Consider the following 21,214-nt stretch of genomic DNA (forward strand, 5'->3'; position numbering starts at 1 on the left):
GGGAACATGCAATGTCTCGCCTTTTCTGTATCTGCTTTTTCGGAACAAAAATATATCCTATCTTTGCACGCATGAGTAAGAATGAGAATATTATGAATAAGGTTCTAATCATCGACGATGAACCACAGATAAGACAGTTATTAGCCCGCATTTTAGGGCTGGAAGGATATGAAGTTTTACAGGCAGGAGACTGTAAAGCGGCAGTAAAACAAATGGAGTATTCTCCCAATGTTATCTTATGCGATGTTTTTCTCCCCGACGGGAATGGTGTAGATTTCATAAAAACAATAAAAAAAATATCGCCCGAATCGGAAATCATTTTATTAACAGCCCACGGAAATATACCCGACGGGGTACAAGCCATAAAAAACGGAGCCTTCGACTACATAACCAAAGGTGACGACAATAACAAAATTATTCCTCTGATTAGTCGGGCTATGGAAAAAGCTCGAACTAACGGAGTAAAAAATCGTCCCGAAAAAGAAACCTTTCAGCAATATTCATTCAATTCTATTCTTGGTCAGTCAAAGCCTTTGCTGGAAGCTATCGCGTTGGCACGAAAAGTGGCATCAACCGATGTACCGGTTCTTTTAACCGGAGAGACCGGTACAGGAAAGGAAGTTTTCGCCCAAGCGATTCACCACGAGAGCAAACGAAATAAAGGAAATTTCGTTGCAATAAATTGTTCGGCATTTAGCAAAGAGCTCTTGGAAAGCGAAATATTCGGACATAAAGCAGGCTCCTTTACCGGAGCCTTGAAAGACAAAAAGGGACTTTTCGAAGAGGCTCACAACGGAACGATATTTTTAGATGAAATCGGAGAAATGGCGATAGAGTTGCAAGCCAAGTTGCTTCGAGTATTAGAAACCGGAGAATATATCAAAATAGGTGAAACCAAACCGACATCTGTAAATGTTCGTATTATTGCAGCAACCAACCGAAACTTGCCGGAAGAAATAAATGCAGGGCATTTCAGGGAGGATTTGTTTTATCGGCTGTCGGTTTTCCAAATACATTTACCACCTTTGAGAGAACGTCCGGGAGATATTAGGCTTCTAACCGAAGCGTTTGTACAATCCCTATCCGAAAAAATGACCCATTCCTCGAAAACGGTTTCCAAAGCATTCATCGACATGCTCGAACAACAAGAATGGAAAGGCAATGTGCGTGAACTCAGAAACGTTATCGAAAGAAGTCTTATTGTTTGTGAAAATGATGAGTTACACCCCGAAGATTTACCCATAGAAATACAAAATGCAGCTTTTAAGGAAAAAAGTAGTAATAATAGTGGTTTCGAATTATCGGCTATGGAAAAACGCCACATTGCCCGAGTACTAGACTATACGAACGGCAATAAAACCGAAGCTGCAAAACTCCTAAAAATAGGACTTACCACTTTATATCGAAAAATAGAGGAATATAAACTCTAATTCTTTTCAAAATAATACACAACCCTACCAAAATGAAAAGGGAGTATCTGTTCGCCAGATGCTCCCTTTTCATTTATAATACTAATTATGAACCAATTAAAATATTCAAAAACAATATTGGCACAACTTTGGCATATCCCAAACCGAAAAAAAATAATTTAGTATTCACTTAAAAAAATGTAACATGGAATTTGACGCATTAGGTTTTGGAGTTTGTATACTCAGTGGAATTGCCTGTTTCTGGCTCTTCTATAAGTGCATAGACTGGTTTGAAAAAATTTAATTAAAAGGAGATTTAACATGTACACTGCATTATTTATTATCAGCGTAATTATGTTCGGGTATCTGATGTATGTATTAGTGAAACCCGAAAAGTTTTAGTCATTTATAAAGATTAAACACAATGAATACAGAGATATTAGGTGTTATTGCACAAATTGTCCTGATGGTCGTACTCGCCTACCCCATCGGGAAATACATTTCAAAGGTTTTCAAAGGTGAGAAAGTTTGGTCGGACTTCATGACTCCCATCGAAAAAATCATGTACAAACTGGGAGGTGTCGATCCAACAGAAGAGATGAACTGGAAACAATTCCTGAAAGCATTGCTCGTGATAAACCTCTTTTGGTTTTTCTGGGGAATGATATTGTTAGTTTCTCAGGGAGTACTGCCCCTAAATCCAGACGGCAATTTAGGACAGTCTGTTCATCAGGCATTCAACACATGTATCAGCTTCCTCGTGAATTGTAACTTACAACATTATAGCGGAGAGAGTGGGCTAAGCTATCTCACCCAGTTATTCGTTATCATGCTGTTCCAATTCATTACCGCTGCAACCGGTATGGCGGCAATGGCGGGTATCATGAAGGCATTGGCCGCTAAAACGACCAAAACAATTGGAAACTTCTGGTACTTCTTAGTAAGGAGCTGTACCCGTGTTTTACTTCCTATTTGCCTCGTTATCGGATTCATACTGATTATAGAAGGGACCCCTATGGGCTTTGACGGAAAGATGGAAGTGACTACAATAGAAGGACAAACACAATATGTATCGCAAGGTCCTACTGCGGCGATAGTTCCCATCAAACAATTAGGTACGAATGGAGGTGGATACTTCGGAGTAAATTCATCGCACCCTCTTGAAAATCCTACCTATCTCACTAATATGATAGAATGTTGGGCCATATTGATTTTACCTATGGCTATGGTATTCGCTTTTGGGTTTTACCTTAAACGAAAGAAATTAGCATACAGTATTTTCGGAGTAATGCTATTTGCTTACTTAGCCGGGGTATGGATAAATGTATCCCAAGAAACAGGTGGCAACCCGCGCATTGACGCAATGGGTATAGCACAAGACAACGGTGCTATGGAAGGAAAAGAAGTCCGACTGGGTTCTGCTGCTACGGCGCTTTGGAGCGTGACAACCACCGTTACTTCCAACGGCTCTGTAAACGGTATGCATGACTCTACCATGCCTCTCTCCGGCATGATCGAAATGCTGAACATGCAAATCAATACATGGTTCGGTGGTGTAGGTGTAGGTTGGATGAACTACTTTACTTTTATCATTATCGCCGTATTTATCAGTGGATTGATGGTTGGTCGTACCCCCGAATTCCTCGGCAAAAAAATAGAAGCTCGAGAAATGAAAATCGCTACGATCGTTGCCTTGTTACACCCATTTGTCATCTTAGTAGGAACCTCATTAGCGGCCTATTTATATGTTCATGCACCTTCCTTTGTCGAAAACGAAGGCGGTTGGTTGAATAACCCGGGATTCCACGGACTAAGCGAAATGCTTTATGAATTTACTTCCTGTGCCGCCAATAATGGTTCCGGTTTCGAGGGATTGGGTGATAATACATGGTTCTGGAACTACTCTTGCGGTATAGTATTGATACTCAGCCGATACCTTCCCATCGTAGGACAAGTTGCCATTGCAGGATTATTAGCCAATAAGAAATATGTACCAGAAAGTGCAGGAACCTTAAAAACCGATACAGTTACTTTCGGTGTCATGACCTTCGCTGTCATCTTTATCGTTGCAGCTCTGTCATTCTTCCCGGTTCAAGCATTAAGTACTATTGCAGAACATTTCAGCTTATAATAACAGAACGATAGATATGAAAAATAATAAATCAGCTTCTTTATTTGAAAAAGAGCAAGTTTTAACGAGCTTAAAACAATCATTCGTTAAATTGAATCCTCGAATCATGGTGAAAAACCCCATCATGTTCACGGTAGAAGTTTGTACAGCCATTATGTTCCTTGTGATGATTTATTCCATCTTTGACAACGCTCAAGGTTCATTCGTGTACAATGCATGGGTTTTTGTTATCTTGTTTATCACACTATTATTCGCCAACTTCGCCGAAGCTATCGCTGAGGCCCGAGGCAAAGCACAGGCTGATAGTTTGAGAAAAACCCGCGAAGAAACTCCGGCAAAACTACTTGTCAATGGACAAATAAAAACGACAAGTAGCTCTCAACTGAAAAAAGGTGATGTATTTATCTGTGAAGCAGGTGATACCATACCTGCCGATGGTGAAATCATAAACGGATTGGCTTCTATCGACGAAAGTGCGATTACCGGAGAAAGTGCTCCTGTAATTCGAGAAGCCGGTGGTGACAAAAGTTCAGTGACCGGTGGAACAAAAGTCCTTTCGGATCGCATCGAAGTGCTTGTCACACAACAACCGGGAGAAAGTTTCTTGGACAAAATGATTGCTCTCGTCGAAGGCGCTTCCAGACAAAAAACTCCTAACGAAATTGCGCTGACAATCCTTTTAGCCGGCTTCACATTGGTATTCCTAATCGTATGTGTAACCCTTAAACCGTTTGCCGACTATACAGGAACTGTTATTACAATAGCATCTTTCTTATCGTTGTTTGTCTGCCTTATCCCGACGACAATCGGAGGTTTGCTTTCAGCTATCGGTATAGCAGGAATGGATAGAGCTCTGAGAGCAAATGTAATTACCAAATCGGGAAAAGCAGTAGAAACTGCCGGAGATATCGATACTCTCCTTTTGGATAAAACAGGAACTATTACAATCGGAAACCGTAAAGCTACCCATTTCTATCCCGCCAACGGTCTGGAAAATCATGCTTTTGCCGAAATTTGTATGATGTCGTCTCTATCCGATGAAACACCCGAGGGTAAATCTATCGTAGAACTGGCTCGTGAATCGGGTTTAAGAGTACACAACTTGAATACAACCGGTAGCAAGCTTATCAAATTCAGTGCCGAAACAAAATGTTCCGGTGTAGATTTAGCAGACGGTACTCGGATTAGAAAAGGGGCAGCAGAAGCTATTCGAAAAATTGCTCAAAACGCAGGCTACGAAATTCCACAAGATTTGGAAAATCGTATCACAGAGATTTCAAAAAATGGAGGAACACCTCTTGTAGTTAGCGTCAATGAAAAACCTGCCGGTGTCATAGAATTACAAGATGTTATCAAACCGGGAATACAGGAACGGTTCGAACGGTTACGTAAAATGGGAGTTAAAACAGTCATGGTTACCGGGGATAACCCATTAACAGCCAAATACATTGCAGAAAAAGCCGGTGTAGATGACTTCATTGCAGAAGCCAAACCCGAAGACAAGATGAACTACATCAAGAAAGAACAAAGTGCCGGTAAACTGGTAGCCATGATGGGCGACGGAACCAACGATGCTCCTGCTTTGGCCCAAGCGAATGTTGGTGTAGCTATGAATAGTGGAACTCAGGCAGCCAAAGAAGCTGGAAACATGGTAGACTTGGACAACGATCCGACGAAATTAATCGAAATTGTAGAAATCGGGAAACAATTATTAATGACTCGCGGAACCCTTACCACATTCTCCATCGCCAATGATGTCGCAAAATACTTTGCCATTATTCCGGCTCTATTCATGATAGCCGTACCAGAATTAGCTTCACTGAACATTATGGGATTACATAGCCCCGAAAGTGCTATTCTATCGGCCATTATTTTCAATGCAATCATTATTCCCATTTTGATTCCATTGGCTTTAAGAGGTGTTCAATACAAGCCTATCGGAGCTTCGGCTTTACTCCGCCGCAACCTGCTCATTTACGGATTAGGTGGTATAATAGCTCCATTCGTCGGCATTAAACTCATAGATTTAGTAATAGGATTATTCTTTTAATAAAAGCAACAATGAAAAATTTCATAAAATCAATCAGGCTAACATTAGTTTTCTGCCTTTTCTTCTCAGTATTTTATATACTGATATTATGGATATTCGCCCAATTCGCAGGGCCAAACTCTGGAAACGCCGAGGTTGCGACCTTAGATGGGAAAGTAGTGGGTGCAGCCAATGTAGGGCAAGTCTTCACCGAAGACATCTATTTCTGGGGCCGTCCCTCTTGTGCCGGAGATGGATATGATGCCAGTAGTTCTGCCGGTAGCAACAAAGGACCTACGAACGAAGAATACTTGGCAGAAGTAGAAACTCGTATCGACACCTTCTTGGTACACCACCCTTATTTGGAACGTAAAGATGTACCGGCAGAAATGGTCACAGCCAGTGGTTCTGGTCTCGACCCTGACATCACGCCAGAAAGTGCATACGTACAAGTAAAGCGTGTTGCCGCAGCCAGAAATATGGACGAAACTACCGTAAAAGAAATAGTAGACCAAACAATTGAAAAACCATTTTTAGGATTATTCGGAACAGAGAAAGTAAACGTATTAAAATTGAACATTAATTTAGAAAATTATGAAAACAAATAAAAACATTTCAGCAATAGCTATCATGAAAAAGAAACAATCAATAGATAAAGAAGGAGCCAGACTCATCAGAGCATTGATAATCATTTCGATTATAGGGCTCCTTGCCATGTTTACCAATAAAGCATCTGCCCAAGTACGATTCAATGTACAAGGAGATTTAGTCAGTTCCTATGTGTGGAGAGGTATGTATCAAACAGGCGCTAGTATTCAACCGACTTTGAGTTTCAGTGTTGAAAACCTATCGTTGACGGCATGGGGATCCACCGACTTCGATGGTTACCGGAATGGTAATATTCCCTCTGCAAATAAAGAACTTGACTTGACTCTGGCTTATACCTTCCCAAAATTGGGACTAACAGTTTCGGTTGCCGATATGTGGTGGGCCGGACAAGGAGCTGGAAAATATTTCGATTTCAATAACAAAACGACAGCTCATCATTTCGAAGCAAGTCTTGCTTATGTACTTCCGGTAGAAAAATTTCCTCTTTCGATCGCATGGTACACCATGTTTGCCGGTATGGATAAAAATGAAAAAGGCGATAAAAACAACTACTCGTCTTATGTAGAACTCAATTATCCGTTCAGTGTAAAATCGGTCGATCTCAATGTAACATGTGGTATAGTACCTTATAAAGCACCTCAATACTATACCAACGGATTTGCCGTTACTAATGTAGCATTGAAAGGAAGCTACGCAATTAAAATCACAGATTCGTTCTCCCTTCCGATATTTTCACAAGTAATATGGAACCCTCGTATGGAAGATGCTCATATCGTATTCGGAATCACTCTTAAACCATAACAGGGAGAATGGATATAATTGAAAACGAAAAAAATGTACAATATTTTCTCGACTTGATAAAAAAATCGAGGAGAGGTAAGTTTAAACTCTACATCGGCATGATTGCCGGTGTAGGGAAATCTTATAGAATGCTACAAGAGGCCCACGAACTCTTAGAAAACGGAGTAGATGTAAAAGTGGGTTTCATAGAGACACACGGACGTACCGGTACAGAAGCTATTTTACAAGGTATTCCTGTTATCCCGAGAAAAAAAATTTTCTACAAAGGGAAAGAATTGGAAGAGATGGATTTGGATGCTATCCTTCAAATACGTCCCGAATTGGTCATTGTCGATGAACTGGCTCATACCAACGTCGAAGGCAGTCGCAATGAAAAGCGATGGCAAGACGTCATGGAGTTACTCGATGCCGGTATCAATGTTATATCGGCAGTAAATATCCAACATATCGAAAGCCTGAACGAAGAGGTGCAGGAAATATCAGGAATCGAAGTTCGAGAACGAATTCCCGATCGTGTTTTGGAAGAGGCCGATGAAGTCGTAAATATAGACCTCACAGCAGAAGAATTGATCGAACGGTTAAAAGCCGGGAAAATATATAGGCCGGAAAAAATAGAATTGGCATTGAATAATTTTTTCAAGGCCGAGAATATTTTACAACTACGAGAACTCGCACTCAAAGAAGTTGCTTTACGGGTCGAAAAAAAAGTAGAAAACGAACTCCCCTTAGATACATCTCACGTACGTCATGAAAAATTCATGGCGTGCATCAGTTCCCACGAAAAAACGCCCCGCAAAATCATTCGACGCTGCGCTCGATTGGCTACACGATATAACACAAAATTTTTCGTACTATATGTACAAACACCCAAAGAGGATCCCGATCGCATCTCGCTGGCAGATCAGCGACATCTGTTAAACCATTTCAAATTAGCCACTGAATTAGGTGGAGAAGTCATACAGGTACATTCCCCGCACATTCTCGAAAGCATTATAAAGGTCGCAATCGAAAAACAAATTACAACAATATGTACAGGAATTCCAGCACTGAAATTGCCCCAAACCATATTTACGGTGTCCAAATATAAAAATTTCATGAAATCTTTATCCGAGAACAATATAGATTTAATTATCTTAGCCTAATAAAAATACCCGTCATGAATATAAAAACAAAGTTGCTTTTAAGTATAGGGTTACTGACCGGAATGATTATTCTGCTGGTCTCCTTATCAGTTATCTATTTACAGATGCTGACGGCTGCCGAACCAGACAGCCCGATAGCTTCGACAGGCTTAAAACAAGCCGTTGTATGGGTGGCAATTATCGGAGGCATCTGCATAGTCTGCGGTGTCACATTAGCTATCTGGCTTCCTCAATCGATAAATAGACCTATCAAGGAGCTAACCGACGGTATCCTCGAAATAGCGAATCGCAACTATGAAAAAAGGCTGAATATATCGGATAAAAACGAAGAATTTAAAAATGTGGTCGATAGTTTCAATAGAATGGCTCAACACTTGTCCGAATACAGATCTACCACCCTATCGACACTACTGGCACATAAAAAATTTCTCGAAGCAATTATCAATAGCATCAGCGATCCCATAATAGGATTAGATCCAGACCGCAAAATACTTTTCATAAATAGTGAAGCTCTGAACATACTGAATCTGAAAAAAGAAAACACAATCTTCAAATCGGCCGAAGAGATTTCTTTGAAGAATGATTTATTAAGGAAATTAATACGAGAACTGGTTTCTCCCAATCCTCAGAAAGAGCCTATCAAAATATATGCCGACAATAAAGAAAGTTACTTCAAAGCCTCCTATATAGAAATAGACAACACGAATCACGACAGTGAAGAACCCGAAAAACTGGGGCACGTAATTATATTGAAAAACATCACGGAGTTTAAAGAGCTGGATTCTGCGAAAACAACATTTATCTCGACGATATCTCATGAATTGAAGACTCCCATATCAGCCATTATGATGAGTTTGCAATTATTGGAAGACAGACGTATCGGGTCTCTTAACAAAGAACAAGAGCAACTCTCCCAAAGTATTAAGGAAAACGGAGAACGGTTGCTCAATATCACCGGAGAATTGCTGAACATGACCCAAGTAGAAGCCGGAAAACTACAACTGATGCCCAAGATAACCCGGCCCATAGAATTGATCGAATATGCGATCAAGGCCAATCAGGTACAAGCCGACAAATTCAACATACACATCGAAGTCGATTATGACGAAAATACAAAGAAACTATTCGTCGACAGCGAAAAAATAGCATGGGTACTTACCAATCTTGTAAGCAATGCCATACGTTATTCCAAAGAAAACGGTCGCGTCATTATCGGCACTTACCAAGACGGCAATATGGTCGAAATCTATGTACAAGATTTTGGGAAGGGAATCGACCCTCGCTATCATCAAAGCATATTCGACCGTTATTTCCGAGTGCCGGGAACAAAAGTACAAGGCAGCGGATTAGGATTGTCTATATCCAAAGATTTTGTAGAAGCACATGGGGGGACTCTTTCCGTAGAAAGCGAATTAGGAAAAGGGAGCCGTTTTATACTAAGATTGAAATCATAATAAACGGGGACTAAAAATCTCACCAATCGATTTCCCGTATTCCCTTACTCCGTAAAAATGCATTCGCTCTACTGAAATGCCGACATCCGAAAAAGCCACGATCAGCCGATCGTGGCGACGGGTGCGCGGCTGTTAAAACCAAATGCTTGCGAGCATCAATAAGCGCAATCTTCTCCTTAGCATAACTACCCCACAGCATAAACACGAGATTTTCTCTCTCATCGCTCAACTTTCGAATGACCGCATCGGTAAAAATCTCCCAGCCCATGTTTCGATGCGATCCTGTTTCATGAGCTCGCACGGTAAGCACAGAATTCAAAGGAAATACACCTTGCCTCACCCACCGATCCAAATTGCCCGAAGCGGGAATAGGCTTGCCCAAATCATCATGTATCTCCTTAAACATATTAAACAAAGAGCCGGGAATAGCCACCCCCTCGGGTACAGAAAAACAAACACCGTAATACTGTCCGGGATTGGGATAGGGATCTTGGCCTAAAATAACAACTCTCACAGACTCGAAAGGACATGCATCGAATACATGAAATATCAAATGTCCCGGAGGCAAAACATGCGCACGGCCATATTCGCTCCGCACAAAAGAAACCAATCGCTCGAAATAGGGCTTATCGAACTCGTCTTGCAGCCTCTTTCGCCAACTTTCCTCTATCCTCACATTCATATCTTATAAATTATTTCTCCAATGACAGCGCAGCTTCGGACAACAATAAATACACTCGTACCGAAATCTCCCTTATCGCATTGCCTCTTGCAAAGTTACATAAACAATGCACTAAAAGATTCATACGGCCTACCTTTTTATTTTTAGAGTCATTACAACAACCTATAAACACTCGCCGATATACAAACAGACTTCTATTCGAACACAGAAAATCGCATATTCCCAGCAGAGATTAATATAAGTTATGACTGCGTTTAAACCTTTTTTCGTTAACTTCGTCAAATGAAAAAAAATTGCACATGAAACCACTACTTATCCTTATTTCGATTTTATTCGGATTCCTATCCATGCAAGCCCAATATGACTATCCCTATGATAGCGGCAATCATTACTACGATAATACCCCACGTCTTATCATTCAGAAAAGCCGAATCATGGGTTGGTACGTTTCCGACATAAACGGAAACCGCATTAGCGACTATTACGAACAAATCCGACCTTATAGGCAAGGTCGGGCAGCAGCATTAGACAAAATCATGGGTTGGTGTTTCATTTCCCTCGACGGTAAACGATGCACCGATTATTACCTTCTCGTCGACGATTTCCACGAAGGGTACGCACTTGTCAAAGATAAAATCATGGGCTATTGTTTCATCAATAGAGACGGTCATCGACTCGGCGACTATTACGAAGAAGCCTATCCGTTTCACCGAGGCGTCGCTTTGGTGAAAGACAAAATCATGGGTTGGTACTTACTGAACACTGCCGGAAAGCGAATAAGCGGCTATCACGATTCGCCTCGCGATTTTCAACCGACAAGACCATTGTACCGTCCGTGGTGAAAGCCGAATTTTCTATAATAGACAAAAGTAAAGAAATAAAAAAGAGAGTCACCAAACTGGCACACCCTTTTTTCGGACACAACTTTTGTGATTAGGGAAAATAGTTGATTGATAACGAGTTAGTAAATGACACAAGTACGGATTTATCCGTATAAACATTATTTCGCTAAGGAAACTACTCTTTTCATGTAGGTTTCTATGTAGGTTAATTAATACCAATTGATTCCTACTAATGCGAATTAATAATAAGTCATTAACTAACTCGTTATCAGTCTATGTACACGATTAACATCAGGGGTAAGCAGAACCCGAAAGACACCAAGATGGTCAAGCTGGAGATAATTTTCTTCAAGACCGGTTACGCCCGTGTGCCGAAGGTTATAAACATCACAGGGCTATTAAAAGACTGGGATGTCAAGTCTCAGAGTTTCCGTGTAGGGAGTGCGGAGGCCACTACCAAGAACAAACTGCTTTTCGATTTGCGAACCAAATATCTGCATGTCGCCGATACCTGGGAGATGGAAGGCAGGAACTGGTCGCCCGTCCAGCTATCACATTGCTTCGATGAAATCAAGGCGGCCAAACCCGAGGTCAAAGTAAAGAGTGTCCAGCAGATGATCGATTATCTTGAAGAGACATTCAAAAACAAGAAACGCATCAAGAACGGTCAGATTGTCGACAGCACGACCAATGCTAAACGGTATGTCTATCTCAAGCGTGAACTGCAGGCGTTTACAAAGGAAAAATATGAAAAAGCCTTTTCCTCTTATTTCTTTACGGATATTACAGAAGAGTTTCTTCTTGACTTTGCGTTTTGGCTTAAAGAAAGAGGTATCAGAAATGGCAACAAGGCCGGACTTACACACAAACTAAGGTTGCTCCGTGCCGTATGCAGGCAGGCAGAAAAGAAAGAGATGTACGGGGTGAATATGGATAACTTCCTCTGTCTCGGTGATGATATTAATTGGCCGGAAACCACTTCAAGAGCAGTTCCGGAAACAGTCATAGCTAAAATCGCAAATGTTGACCGTACCTTGTTTACGAAAAAAGAGCAGTTGCATCTTGATTTGTTCCTGTTCAGCTACTATACCGGAGGTATGGCGAATGTCGATGTATGTAACCTGACATGGGATTTGGTCCAGGAAGACCGCATCGTCTATGAACGTATCAAGTTTCCCAAAACAGCCAAACCGGAATTACTCAGTAAAGCAAAAGCCATCATGAATAAATACCGTGGGCAAAGTTATGGAAATTATGTATTTCCTGTTTTTACTCATAAACACACGACCACTTCCAAGAAGACTACACGTGTCAAGCAAATTTCCACACGCCTTTCACAAACCTTGACGAAAGCATGCAAGATGCTGCGCATTAAAGAAAACATCACATGGTATTCCGCCCGTGGCTCTTTCATATCGAAGATGGTAGATGCCGGTAACAATCCGTATGTGGTTGCAGAGATGGCTGGTAACAGCCCATTGACCATCTATAAGCATTACTACAAGAATACAAAGCGGGAAGAAATCAAGCGGCAGATGGAAGAAATGTTCTGACCAGACATATCCATAAAGTTGTAAACACCTTGACAATTTCTCTGATGGATAAATCATACGGTATAATGGCTGTTAAAAGTCATTGATTACCAATGTGATATTTATTATATTGACAGAATCGCTCTTATTCTTGATTATTTTCACTACCTTTGTAGTCAATAACTTAAATAATATTTATATGAAAGAGTTGGTTTCAAAGATACAGGAAGTATATGCTACATTCTCCACGGATGCGGCACTTCAGATTGAAAAAGGCAACAAGGCCGCAGGTACCCGTGCCCGCAAGACTTCGTTGGAATTGGAAAAACTGATGAAAGAGTTTCGTAAGGTTTCCTTGGAAGAATCCAAGAAATAGCCTTTACACGTCCGGTCGTTATCACATAATGCCGGTTCTTCTGCAGATGCGGCATAAAAACCATATTGGCAGAACAACATAATAAAATACGGAAAGCGTTAGCTTTTGTCATGCACCGAAATCTGGTAAATTTCACTTATCCGCAGGACAAACAGTTTTCGCCTATGCTTTTGCGTGGGCTTAACTTGTTTGCGGATAGGTTTACCAGAACCTCGGTGCTACGGGTTATGTCCCACGCTTTTTGGTCTTGGTACATTGAATGCTTGACGGGACTCAAGCCAAATACGGAGATATTATGAACGACATGAATCTGATGGATGAACTTTTGAAAATTCCGGCCGATGCAACTGCCGCTACCGTACAAGGCATAGAAATGCTTCTTATCGATGAAAACAAGGCGGGGGCTTTATTGGAGTCGGATCCTAATGACAACACCATCCACGAATGCCTTTTAAGCAACGGCCGTTTCCTGTTCCAATCGGACAATGCCAACCTCGTTGCCCTGTATAAAGTAACAGGAGCATCTGAATAACGCTCCTGTTGCATATAATCACCTTATTTGTCTGATTTCATCCTTCCTGCAAAGGCTTTTGACGGTTTGAATGCCGGGATATTGTGGGCAGGCACTATTATCGTGGTATTCCTGCTTATGTTGCGTGCTGTCTTTTCCGCACGGTGTTTGATGATAAAAGAACCGAAGCCGCGAAGATAAACCTCCTCGCCGTTTATCATGGAAGACTTTACGCTATCCATGAATCCTTCGACAACTTGTAACACGACCTGCTTCTCCAGACCGGTCTGCGTTGCTATTTCCCTGACGATATCCGCTTTTGTCATATTAACTCTTGATTAAATACTGTCAATCCGGTCACAAAGATACATCATTTCCTGAAATATCCTCCTTTTACAAACACATATAATAAACATTAGCCGGCGTCCGTCTCTACTCTTTCGATACAAATAGTATCGAAGTATGAAGCTGACACTCAACCGCAAATTCAAAGGTCAGACCTATACCATAGGCGACCTGTCCATCAACGGCAAATTTTTCTGTAACACCATCGAAGATGCCGTGAGGAAACTTCCGGCAACCTGTCCGGATACTCCTCGCGGCCGTTCCTGCACATGCAGGGAGAAGGTCTATTCCAAGACCGCCATTCCTGCCGGGACTTATAAAGTTACCCTTCAGTACAGCCCCAAGTACAAGAAAAAAATGCCATATCTGCACGATGTACCGCATTTCCTTGGCATCCTAATCCATTCAGGCAACACCGAGGGAGATTCCGCCGGCTGTATCATCGTGGGAAAGAATACGGTCAAGGGAAAAGTTTTGGAATCCCGTACTACATTCCAAAAACTGTATGCCATGCTCGAGTCCGAAAGGGACATAACCATTCAGATTATATAAATCGAATGGCGGTCAACAGGCTCAAACCACCCAGAAACCTGCGCATCGAGTTCAAACCGTCCCCACGGCAGTATGAACTCTGGAAACTGTTGCAACCGAACTATTGTCCCCATTGTGGCGGGGAGATCGAGCAAATCCTTATCGGTTATGACCAGCAAGGCAACCCTCAGTACAGGCCTCAATGCAGGCATTGCAAGTCGCAGAACCTGCCGCAGCTGATACTGGGAGGCGGAGCGGCCGGCGGCGGAAAATCGTATATCGGCAGCGTTTGGCTGGTGTCTTCATGTATTCGGTTCGAGAATATCCGTGCGGTGGTGGCCCGTAAGACACTCAAGTCGTTAAAGGAATCGACATGGAACACCATCAAGTCGATTCTGAAGGACTGGGGACTGAAAGAGGATACAAACTACAAGATAAACAACCTCGAAGGCACGCTCACATTCTGGAATGACTCGGTCATCATCATGAAGGAGATGGCGGATATCCCCAGCGACCCCAACTTCGAGCGTTTCGGCTCTTCGGAATATACCATCGCCATGGTGGACGAGGTGTCGGAAATCTCGGAACGGGCCGTCGAAGTGCTGTTCTCCCGTCTCCGCTGGAGAACCCATGAGACATTCAAGACCCCGAGAATGCTGCTCACCACCAATCCGACAATTAACTGGGTGCGTTCCCGCTTCGTGCAGGACGAAAACGGAGACAAGGTCATCTGCCGCGAGGGTGAAGCGTATATACCTTTCTCCGTGTTTGACAACCCGAATATCGCTTTCCGTCAGGTGTACGAGGCGGCCCTGAACAAGATCCGGGACCAGGCGACAAAAGAACGCCTGCTCTATGGCAACTGGGATTTCGTGGAAGCCAACGATATGGCGATTTATAACAGTTTCGACGGCTCCCGGCATCTCGTTACCGGACTGAAAGAAAAAGCGTACGATCCGATCAAGCCGCTCATCACGGTGTGGGACTTCAATGTTGCCCCCCAAATGTCGGTACTCTCCGCACAAATAGACTATGAAAACAGGAAGGTCTATATACTGGAAGAGATACTCGGCAAGCCGGAGGAAAAGGAGAACAACACACCTGCGTTGGCACGGAAAGTACGCTTAAAACTTTACCGGGACAAGCATATTGGCGGAGTGGATGTGACCGGTGACCCTTCCGGGTTACAACGCTCCACCACCAACGAGGACGGCATCAACAACTATACCATCATCACGGACACTTTCGGCAGAGGAATCCTGCGACCGAAGGTAAAGCTATTACGCAAGCAGCCTCCGCAGGCTACACGGTGCGAGTTCGTCAACGAGGTATTCGGGGGCTATGAAGGCTGGGAGATACAAATCGATATCAAATGTCGCAAACTTACCCAGGATCTGATTTACCAGCTTCGTAACGAGGACGGTACCAAGAGCAAACAGAAGACCACCGACCCGAAAACCGGTGTCAAATATGAACGGTACGGGCACTTGTCCGACTGCCTTGACTACCTGCTCTGTTACTACCTGCGTGACAGCTGGTACAAGTTCAAGAGCGGAGGCGACGGGAACGGGTATGTGGTATCCACATCGGTAATTCAGGAAGGATTTTCATACTAATAACGGAACAAGGATATGTACAGACGGTTTCTCAATAATGACGACTATCTTGGGATAATTACTCCGGAAGCCCTGGCACAACTCACGCGGGGCAATGATGCACGATTCATCCAGGCGGAAGAATCGACGGAGATGAGTATCGTGGAATATTTGTCGGAGAACTACGAGATTGAAAAGGAACTTGCAAAAGGAAAATATATCGCCGAATACGACCGTCGGATTACCTATCCCGTGGGTGTGCATGTCTATTTCGAGGGACAAATCCATGAGGTGATACGCTCCGTCAGCGGCTATCGCAAGCCGGCAACGGTTGTCTATTGGGAAGAGAGTTCTGATATCCGTGTCGATGCGGGACAAGTTGTAAATTATTCCCAGTTCAACACCTATTATCCGGGAGATAAAGTGAATTATAACGGCATTGTTTATACTTGTCTTAATGAAAACGGGTACAAGTTCGATGATGTCCGTATCCCGTTGGTCGGCGGTTGGATCGAGGCGGAAGCCTCGTTATGGCAGCCTGTCGAGTATCCTCTGTGGGCAGTCGTCGAGTATGAAGGAGCATTCTATACTTTGATGACGCTTGAAGGTTTCGATTACAATCTTGACCCGATGGTTTCCGACTGCTGGGGAGCCATAGCCGATTACGATTCATCATACAATGCCTATGAGTTGTCGGAACACGAATATGTCGTTTATGACGGACGGGTATTTTACCCGGAAACGGATGTGAACGCGGACACACCGCAAGTCGGGCAGAACCTCTCGTTGCATGACCCCCGCAACTACAATCTCAAGAAGCACATGGTCCGGCTGGCCATCTACGAACTCACGAAACTCATTGCTCCGAATAATGTCAGTGTTGTCCGCATGCGCGATTACGAGGATAGCATGAAATGGCTCAATGATGCCGCCAAACTACGGCTTAATCCGCAGATTCCCCGCAAAGTCGATGACTCGAAGAAACCTGTCACCGACTGGCAACTGGCTACTTTCCAGACGGATTATGATCCGTATAAGAATCCGTGGATGGTGTAAATAGAAAAAGTATTAGGTATCAGAGAAATAATTGTTACATTTTTTCAACTGACTAAATAACAGAAGAATGTCGATGCCTTATACCTTACGAGCAACTAATCAAATCTAGCATCTCGTTACTTATCTAAATTTTTTAATTAGTAATATCTGGTAAATGCCGGAATTCCGGAATGAGGGATAGAAAAGTGAAAGAACTCTTTCGTACAAAAAAACAGATTTTCGGGCATTGAAAGAATAATTGATAATCAGTTATTTGTGCTGTTTTTTGACCAAAAACTTGTTTTTTGGACAGAGCAAAAATTGTCTTCTCAATTAAAAGATGGGAAACTCGCAGTCTTTATATAGCGAGTATTTCTTCCTACACCCTCTTTCTGTATAATCCCCATCTCTTCCATTTTTGAGATAAACACTCGAACCTGTCTGTCAGAACCTTGATATTATCTGATTACAGAATCAGCAGTCTATCAACTTTTCTATCCATTCATTGAAGTGACTGCACCGGGCACGAAGTTCATCCATGCCGACACTTTTGGTAACATCTTTGCCGGTAGCCGGCTTATTGTAGTTGTAATGCTGTTTTTTGTCTCCTTCTATCGCCTTGATAATACGTTTGCTCGGAGCCGTTTCCGGACTATTGTTTATCAGCTCGGGGTTGCTGGTTTTCTCCAGGTCTTTTTTCAGCTGTTCGCAGCGTTTCTCACAACCGGGGTAACGCTTTGCCAGATAGTCAATACCGCAAAAGAGCAGAGCTTCAAATTCATGCAGCTGAATATAGGGAATGAAACGACTATCGTTGATTGCTTCAGCAAACGCCGTTTCCAATGCTGCGACACGGGCGTAAGGCTCACCGATTGCTTTGGCTGCTTCATAACCGGGAAAATCATCCGGCAATGCGTAGAGGTCGAACATCGTTGTGAAAACATGACGTTCGTATTCGCCGTCCATCTTCATTTTCCGCAACAGTTCTAGGTCTGTCACCGCCTGAGCATAGCTCAGCATTCCACCACGGGCATTCTTTTTCTTGTTAGTGGTAATCAGGATGCTTTTTACACCTGCCACACCTTGCGCTTGCAGGTAGGGACGCAACACTTCCTCCACAAATCCCTGTTCCGTCTGTCCCTCACAAAGGACATGAATAATCTTCGCTTTCATACGGGACGTCCTCCTATGATGTTTTTGTCCCAAAGTTCGCTCACCGTATAGTTCTGAAGCCAAAGATGATATTCTTTGGCGTCAAGGTGAGTGACAGAGGTTGCCTGCGTTTCCTTGTTCATTTCCACCACAGAGATATCGCCGATGTCGAAATGATCGACCAAATCCTTGCTCTGCGTGGCAATAATGACCTGTGCGTGTATGGACGCATCCTTAATCATTTCTGCCAGCTGGCTGATGGCATAGGGATGCAAGCCAAGTTCCGGTTCATCCAAAATGATGACGTTGGGCATTGTCTGGGCAGGCTGCAGAAGCAAGGCGGCCAGGGCAATGAAACGGATAGATCCGTCGGAGAACTGGTAGGCATTGAAACGATAGTCCGTGGCAGAATTATCTATCCACCGGAGAGAAATGATACCACCCACGGGCTCCAGATAGAAGTCCTGGAACTGGGGAACTACGTCACGGACATAGTCAACAATCCGGTTGTAGGCATCCTTGTAGTTCTCCCGCAGGAACAGCAGGAAAGAAGGCAGATTGTTTCCGTGCGACTGGAGGTAATTGGCCGTCTCGACGGGACAAGCCTGACGTAGCGGCCCCTCTGTCGATGAATCGTGAAACTGATATACCTTGCAGTAAGAAAGCATCTGGAAAATAGTTTTGGCAACCGGATCCTCACACTCTGCGAGAGCGGACTCCTTGAAATTCGGTTCCAGTGCTATCTCATAGGGCTTTTTCTCCCCCTTGCGATGCCATGTAATCCGCTCTTCCGTGATAATCAGCCTGTCGGGAGTGGCATTGGCCAATGAAAAGCCATAAACATCCATGGAATTGCTGTCGGCAAACTTCAGTTCTCCGGACATGACCGGTGTCCGTTTAATGCCGTAATGCAGCAAGGCATGAGACGTGCCCGATATTTCCACATATCTCCCGAATGACTTGCTCATCATGTAGCTCAGCATCCGGAAAAAACTGATGATATTGCTCTTGCCTGCACCGTTGGCACCCAACAAGATGCTGACATCACCCAGCTTCAAGGTCACAGGTCTGTCATAGGCTATGGATTTATATCCTCTGATCGTGACTTCTTGTAATTTAGTCCTTTGGTATGTCTTTGCCATTATCGTCATATTATTGATTGAATTACAAAAATAACCATAAATCCCAATACGAACGAAGGAATGCTCAAAAAACTATAGAGTTAATTTGTCCGGAGTCTGAAGGCATAAATAAGAAATCTGTTTTTCTTTTTAGCTAGGTCGGATTTTCAGTTCTGCTATGTGTTTCTTCTTCTCCAAGCCCTTTGTGGTAAATCCTTCACATCGAAATGGGAAAAAGACGTGCAGAACAAGCGGAACACTCGGTAAATGCCGGGATTCCTGAATGAGGGATAAAAAGTGAAACGCCTGCCAATGATAACAAAACCAGCAGGCGTCATTTATTATATTTTGTCATTTTACGAATGTGACATCTCCTTCCACAACTTCCCAGTCGTCGATTTCAGCTCCTATTCCCGGTGTGCGAAGCCCGTCCGTACCGAGTATAAGCGAGATTTGACATTCCTGTCCCGCTTTGAAATTCGGAATGGACAGGTAATCATAGACCATTTCATTCAAGTGAACTTGGATGAAAGGCTCTACCGGGCTGTAGTCTAACGGCAAGGTGGCAATGTAATGTCCGTCGCCGGTATGGTCTTCCGCAGCCACAGACAAGAAGTTACCGTTGCCGTCCATACAATTGAGCCAAATGTCTGCCTCTGTTATGCTGCCGATGTCTTTGTCCGCCTGCAATACGACATTCACCTTCGGTACTAACATATTTCTTCTGGTGAATGTGTCAAGAAAATACAAAAGTTACAACCGAACATTAAGTGTTTGCGTTATACGCATACACGCTTTTCCGTCACCGTAAGGATTAATGGCTTTACTCATTTGCTCATAAGCAGATGCATCATCCAATAAAATCGATACCTCGGAGACAATTTTGTTATAATCGGTTCCTACCAATTTTACCGTTCCTGCATCCAACGCCTCCGGACGTTCGGTGGTGTCACGCATCACCAGTACCGGTTTGCCTAACCCCGGAGCCTCTTCCTGAATACCACCGCTGTCGGTAAGGACAAGGGTCACTTTTTCCATCAGGAACACGAAACTCAGATATTCCAATGGTTCGATAAAGAACATATTTCCCAAACTATTCAAATTCTCCCCGAATACTTCATGGATAGGTTTGCGGACATTGGGGTTCAAGTGCATCGGATAGACAAAGTCCACATATGGATATTTTGCCGTCAGATCCTTAATGGCTGTGCACATGCTGATGAATCCGTCTCCGAAATTTTCACGTCGGTGTCCGGTTATCAAAACGAGTTTCTTGCCATCAGCAAGCCGTGAGGTATCGTAACCCGCTTTTTCCAGCACCCCGGCAAGTTCTTGTTGTAGAGCTCCGTCAGTCTTTATTTTATCAACAACGATATGAAGGGCATCGATGACCGTATTCCCTGTTACGGTTATCTTGTCCTCCTGCACACCTTCCGTCAACAGATTTTTCTTGCTTAAAGCGGTCGGAGAAAAGTGATAGGTGGCAATGCGCCCTGTTATTTGTCTGTTCATCTCCTCCGGCCAAGGGCTGTATATGTTGTGGGTACGCAGGCCCGCTTCTACATGACCTACAGGGATCTGCTGATAGAAAGCTGCGAGTGCGGCGGCAGTAGAAGTGGTTGTGTCACCGTGCACCAATACCACATCAGGTTTCGCCTTGTTCAACACATCACGCATCCCGGTCAGCACACGGGCGGTTACATCATACAGATCTTGCCCCTGCTTCATGATGTTCAAGTCATAATTCGGCTTGATATCGAATATCTGCAACACCTGATCGAGCATTTCACGATGCTGCCCCGTCACGCAGACGATTGTTTCAAAGTCTGCTGATTTTTTTTGGAACTCCTTCACCAACGGAGCCATCTTAATGGCCTCCGGACGAGTCCCGAAGACCAGCATTACCTTCTTCATTGT

21 protein-coding genes are annotated in these 21,214 nt (G+C 43.3%); 15 read left to right on the top strand and 6 right to left on the bottom strand.

The window, feature by feature from the left end:
• Nucleotides 1-92 precede the first annotated feature (92 nt).
• From HMPREF9448_RS00560 to HMPREF9448_RS00590, 8 genes are all read left to right on the top strand, one after another.
• The gene (locus HMPREF9448_RS00560; protein ID WP_040295898.1) at nucleotides 93-1,430 is read left to right on the top strand and encodes a sigma-54-dependent transcriptional regulator; all 1,338 of its coding nucleotides are present in this window, start codon (nucleotides 93-95) and stop codon (nucleotides 1,428-1,430) included.
• A 300-nt stretch (nucleotides 1,431-1,730) separates the two neighbouring features.
• Nucleotides 1,731-1,811 carry a K(+)-transporting ATPase subunit F gene (gene kdpF, locus HMPREF9448_RS14885; RefSeq protein WP_083855828.1) on the top strand — a complete coding sequence of 27 codons (81 nt, stop codon included), beginning with the start codon at nucleotides 1,731-1,733 and terminating at the stop codon, nucleotides 1,809-1,811.
• A 22-nt stretch (nucleotides 1,812-1,833) separates the two neighbouring features.
• Entirely contained in the window at nucleotides 1,834-3,540 is a 1,707-nt protein-coding gene (gene kdpA, locus HMPREF9448_RS00565) for a potassium-transporting ATPase subunit KdpA (protein WP_008860746.1), read from the top strand.
• A 16-nt stretch (nucleotides 3,541-3,556) separates the two neighbouring features.
• The gene (kdpB, locus tag HMPREF9448_RS00570; protein ID WP_008860747.1) at nucleotides 3,557-5,590 is read left to right on the top strand and encodes a potassium-transporting ATPase subunit KdpB; all 2,034 of its coding nucleotides are present in this window, start codon (nucleotides 3,557-3,559) and stop codon (nucleotides 5,588-5,590) included.
• An 11-nt stretch (nucleotides 5,591-5,601) separates the two neighbouring features.
• Nucleotides 5,602-6,177 (top strand): K(+)-transporting ATPase subunit C, encoded by a 576-nt coding sequence (locus tag HMPREF9448_RS00575; RefSeq protein WP_008860748.1) that lies wholly within the window; start codon nucleotides 5,602-5,604, stop codon nucleotides 6,175-6,177.
• Between the two features lie 106 nt (nucleotides 6,178-6,283).
• Nucleotides 6,284-6,979, top strand: coding sequence for a hypothetical protein (locus tag HMPREF9448_RS00580; RefSeq protein WP_229033601.1), 696 nt, complete (start codon nucleotides 6,284-6,286; stop codon nucleotides 6,977-6,979).
• Nucleotides 6,980-6,987: 8 nt separating this feature from the next.
• Nucleotides 6,988-8,121 (top strand): sensor protein KdpD, encoded by a 1,134-nt coding sequence (locus tag HMPREF9448_RS00585; protein ID WP_008860750.1) that lies wholly within the window; start codon nucleotides 6,988-6,990, stop codon nucleotides 8,119-8,121.
• 14 nt (nucleotides 8,122-8,135) lie between these two features.
• Nucleotides 8,136-9,575 carry a sensor histidine kinase gene (locus HMPREF9448_RS00590; RefSeq protein ID WP_008860751.1) on the top strand — a complete coding sequence of 480 codons (1,440 nt, stop codon included), beginning with the start codon at nucleotides 8,136-8,138 and terminating at the stop codon, nucleotides 9,573-9,575.
• A gap of 19 nt (nucleotides 9,576-9,594) precedes the next feature.
• On the opposite strand, the gene ung is transcribed toward HMPREF9448_RS00590, so the two are convergent.
• Nucleotides 9,595-10,257, bottom strand: coding sequence for a uracil-DNA glycosylase (gene ung, locus HMPREF9448_RS00595; protein WP_008860752.1), 663 nt, complete (start codon nucleotides 10,255-10,257; stop codon nucleotides 9,595-9,597).
• 299 nt (nucleotides 10,258-10,556) lie between these two features.
• Between ung and HMPREF9448_RS00600 the strand changes: the two genes are divergently transcribed.
• The 4 genes from HMPREF9448_RS00600 (at nucleotide 10,557) to HMPREF9448_RS00615 (ending at nucleotide 13,539) form a co-directional block, all read left to right on the top strand.
• Nucleotides 10,557-11,099 (top strand): WG repeat-containing protein, encoded by a 543-nt coding sequence (locus HMPREF9448_RS00600; RefSeq protein WP_008860754.1) that lies wholly within the window; start codon nucleotides 10,557-10,559, stop codon nucleotides 11,097-11,099.
• Between the two features lie 275 nt (nucleotides 11,100-11,374).
• Nucleotides 11,375-12,652 carry a phage integrase SAM-like domain-containing protein gene (locus tag HMPREF9448_RS00605; RefSeq protein ID WP_004293508.1) on the top strand — a complete coding sequence of 426 codons (1,278 nt, stop codon included), beginning with the start codon at nucleotides 11,375-11,377 and terminating at the stop codon, nucleotides 12,650-12,652.
• Between the two features lie 178 nt (nucleotides 12,653-12,830).
• The gene (locus tag HMPREF9448_RS00610; protein WP_004293509.1) at nucleotides 12,831-13,007 is read left to right on the top strand and encodes a histone H1; all 177 of its coding nucleotides are present in this window, start codon (nucleotides 12,831-12,833) and stop codon (nucleotides 13,005-13,007) included.
• Between the two features lie 295 nt (nucleotides 13,008-13,302).
• Nucleotides 13,303-13,539 carry a hypothetical protein gene (locus HMPREF9448_RS00615; protein WP_008860755.1) on the top strand — a complete coding sequence of 79 codons (237 nt, stop codon included), beginning with the start codon at nucleotides 13,303-13,305 and terminating at the stop codon, nucleotides 13,537-13,539.
• 23 nt (nucleotides 13,540-13,562) lie between these two features.
• Here HMPREF9448_RS00615 and HMPREF9448_RS00620 read toward each other — a convergent pair whose 3' ends face one another.
• Complete coding sequence (locus tag HMPREF9448_RS00620; RefSeq protein ID WP_008142902.1) at nucleotides 13,563-13,844, bottom strand: HU family DNA-binding protein; 282 nt, start codon at nucleotides 13,842-13,844, stop codon at nucleotides 13,563-13,565.
• Nucleotides 13,845-13,980: 136 nt separating this feature from the next.
• Between HMPREF9448_RS00620 and HMPREF9448_RS00625 the strand changes: the two genes are divergently transcribed.
• From HMPREF9448_RS00625 to HMPREF9448_RS00635, 3 genes are read left to right on the top strand one after another with little or no spacing between them, the layout of a single operon-like run.
• A complete protein-coding gene (locus tag HMPREF9448_RS00625) occupies nucleotides 13,981-14,415 on the top strand; it encodes a DUF5675 family protein (RefSeq protein ID WP_008860756.1) in 435 nt (144 codons plus the stop codon).
• Nucleotides 14,416-14,420: 5 nt separating this feature from the next.
• Nucleotides 14,421-16,010, top strand: coding sequence for a phage terminase large subunit (locus HMPREF9448_RS00630; RefSeq protein WP_008860757.1), 1,590 nt, complete (start codon nucleotides 14,421-14,423; stop codon nucleotides 16,008-16,010).
• 15 nt (nucleotides 16,011-16,025) lie between these two features.
• Nucleotides 16,026-17,045, top strand: a complete 1,020-nt coding sequence (locus tag HMPREF9448_RS00635) for a hypothetical protein (RefSeq protein ID WP_004293514.1) — start codon at nucleotides 16,026-16,028, stop codon at nucleotides 17,043-17,045.
• 453 nt (nucleotides 17,046-17,498) lie between these two features.
• Here HMPREF9448_RS00635 and HMPREF9448_RS00640 read toward each other — a convergent pair whose 3' ends face one another.
• The 4 genes from HMPREF9448_RS00640 to wecB all read right to left on the bottom strand — a co-directional run bounded on the left by HMPREF9448_RS00640 (nucleotide 17,499) and on the right by wecB (nucleotide 21,211).
• Complete coding sequence (locus HMPREF9448_RS00640; protein ID WP_004293516.1) at nucleotides 17,499-18,197, bottom strand: DUF4276 family protein; 699 nt, start codon at nucleotides 18,195-18,197, stop codon at nucleotides 17,499-17,501.
• Entirely contained in the window at nucleotides 18,194-19,318 is a 1,125-nt protein-coding gene (locus HMPREF9448_RS00645) for an AAA family ATPase (RefSeq protein WP_004293517.1), read from the bottom strand. The genes HMPREF9448_RS00640 and HMPREF9448_RS00645 overlap by 4 nt, the downstream gene beginning before the upstream one ends.
• Nucleotides 19,319-19,648: 330 nt before the next feature.
• Nucleotides 19,649-20,014, bottom strand: a complete 366-nt coding sequence (locus tag HMPREF9448_RS00650; protein ID WP_004293518.1) for a hypothetical protein — start codon at nucleotides 20,012-20,014, stop codon at nucleotides 19,649-19,651.
• 36 nt (nucleotides 20,015-20,050) lie between these two features.
• Nucleotides 20,051-21,211, bottom strand: a complete 1,161-nt coding sequence (gene wecB / locus HMPREF9448_RS00655) for a non-hydrolyzing UDP-N-acetylglucosamine 2-epimerase (RefSeq protein WP_004293519.1) — start codon at nucleotides 21,209-21,211, stop codon at nucleotides 20,051-20,053.
• Nucleotides 21,212-21,214: the final 3 nt, after the last annotated feature.

This window comes from Barnesiella intestinihominis YIT 11860, assembly GCF_000296465.1.
Classification (GTDB): Bacteria; Bacteroidota; Bacteroidia; order Bacteroidales; family Barnesiellaceae; genus Barnesiella; species Barnesiella intestinihominis.

Excerpts from the sequence above, each read along its gene's own strand:
- HMPREF9448_RS00560 (WP_040295898.1), top strand. The coding sequence starts at position 93 with ATGAATAAGGTTCTAATCATCGACGATGAACCACAGATAAGACAGTTA.
- kdpF (WP_083855828.1), top strand. The coding sequence starts at position 1,731 with ATGTACACTGCATTATTTATTATCAGCGTAATTATGTTCGGGTATCTG.
- kdpA (WP_008860746.1), top strand. The coding sequence starts at position 1,834 with ATGAATACAGAGATATTAGGTGTTATTGCACAAATTGTCCTGATGGTC.
- kdpB (WP_008860747.1), top strand. The coding sequence starts at position 3,557 with ATGAAAAATAATAAATCAGCTTCTTTATTTGAAAAAGAGCAAGTTTTA.
- HMPREF9448_RS00575 (WP_008860748.1), top strand. The coding sequence starts at position 5,602 with ATGAAAAATTTCATAAAATCAATCAGGCTAACATTAGTTTTCTGCCTT.
- HMPREF9448_RS00580 (WP_229033601.1), top strand. The coding sequence starts at position 6,284 with ATGTTTACCAATAAAGCATCTGCCCAAGTACGATTCAATGTACAAGGA.
- HMPREF9448_RS00585 (WP_008860750.1), top strand. The coding sequence starts at position 6,988 with ATGGATATAATTGAAAACGAAAAAAATGTACAATATTTTCTCGACTTG.
- HMPREF9448_RS00590 (WP_008860751.1), top strand. The coding sequence starts at position 8,136 with ATGAATATAAAAACAAAGTTGCTTTTAAGTATAGGGTTACTGACCGGA.
- ung (WP_008860752.1), bottom strand. The coding sequence starts at position 10,257 with ATGAATGTGAGGATAGAGGAAAGTTGGCGAAAGAGGCTGCAAGACGAG.
- HMPREF9448_RS00600 (WP_008860754.1), top strand. The coding sequence starts at position 10,557 with ATGAAACCACTACTTATCCTTATTTCGATTTTATTCGGATTCCTATCC.
- HMPREF9448_RS00605 (WP_004293508.1), top strand. The coding sequence starts at position 11,375 with ATGTACACGATTAACATCAGGGGTAAGCAGAACCCGAAAGACACCAAG.
- HMPREF9448_RS00610 (WP_004293509.1), top strand. The coding sequence starts at position 12,831 with ATGAAAGAGTTGGTTTCAAAGATACAGGAAGTATATGCTACATTCTCC.
- HMPREF9448_RS00615 (WP_008860755.1), top strand. The coding sequence starts at position 13,303 with ATGAACGACATGAATCTGATGGATGAACTTTTGAAAATTCCGGCCGAT.
- HMPREF9448_RS00620 (WP_008142902.1), bottom strand. The coding sequence starts at position 13,844 with ATGACAAAAGCGGATATCGTCAGGGAAATAGCAACGCAGACCGGTCTG.
- HMPREF9448_RS00625 (WP_008860756.1), top strand. The coding sequence starts at position 13,981 with ATGAAGCTGACACTCAACCGCAAATTCAAAGGTCAGACCTATACCATA.
- HMPREF9448_RS00630 (WP_008860757.1), top strand. The coding sequence starts at position 14,421 with ATGGCGGTCAACAGGCTCAAACCACCCAGAAACCTGCGCATCGAGTTC.
- HMPREF9448_RS00635 (WP_004293514.1), top strand. The coding sequence starts at position 16,026 with ATGTACAGACGGTTTCTCAATAATGACGACTATCTTGGGATAATTACT.
- HMPREF9448_RS00640 (WP_004293516.1), bottom strand. The coding sequence starts at position 18,197 with ATGAAAGCGAAGATTATTCATGTCCTTTGTGAGGGACAGACGGAACAG.
- HMPREF9448_RS00645 (WP_004293517.1), bottom strand. The coding sequence starts at position 19,318 with ATGGCAAAGACATACCAAAGGACTAAATTACAAGAAGTCACGATCAGA.
- HMPREF9448_RS00650 (WP_004293518.1), bottom strand. The coding sequence starts at position 20,014 with ATGTTAGTACCGAAGGTGAATGTCGTATTGCAGGCGGACAAAGACATC.
- wecB (WP_004293519.1), bottom strand. The coding sequence starts at position 21,211 with ATGAAGAAGGTAATGCTGGTCTTCGGGACTCGTCCGGAGGCCATTAAG.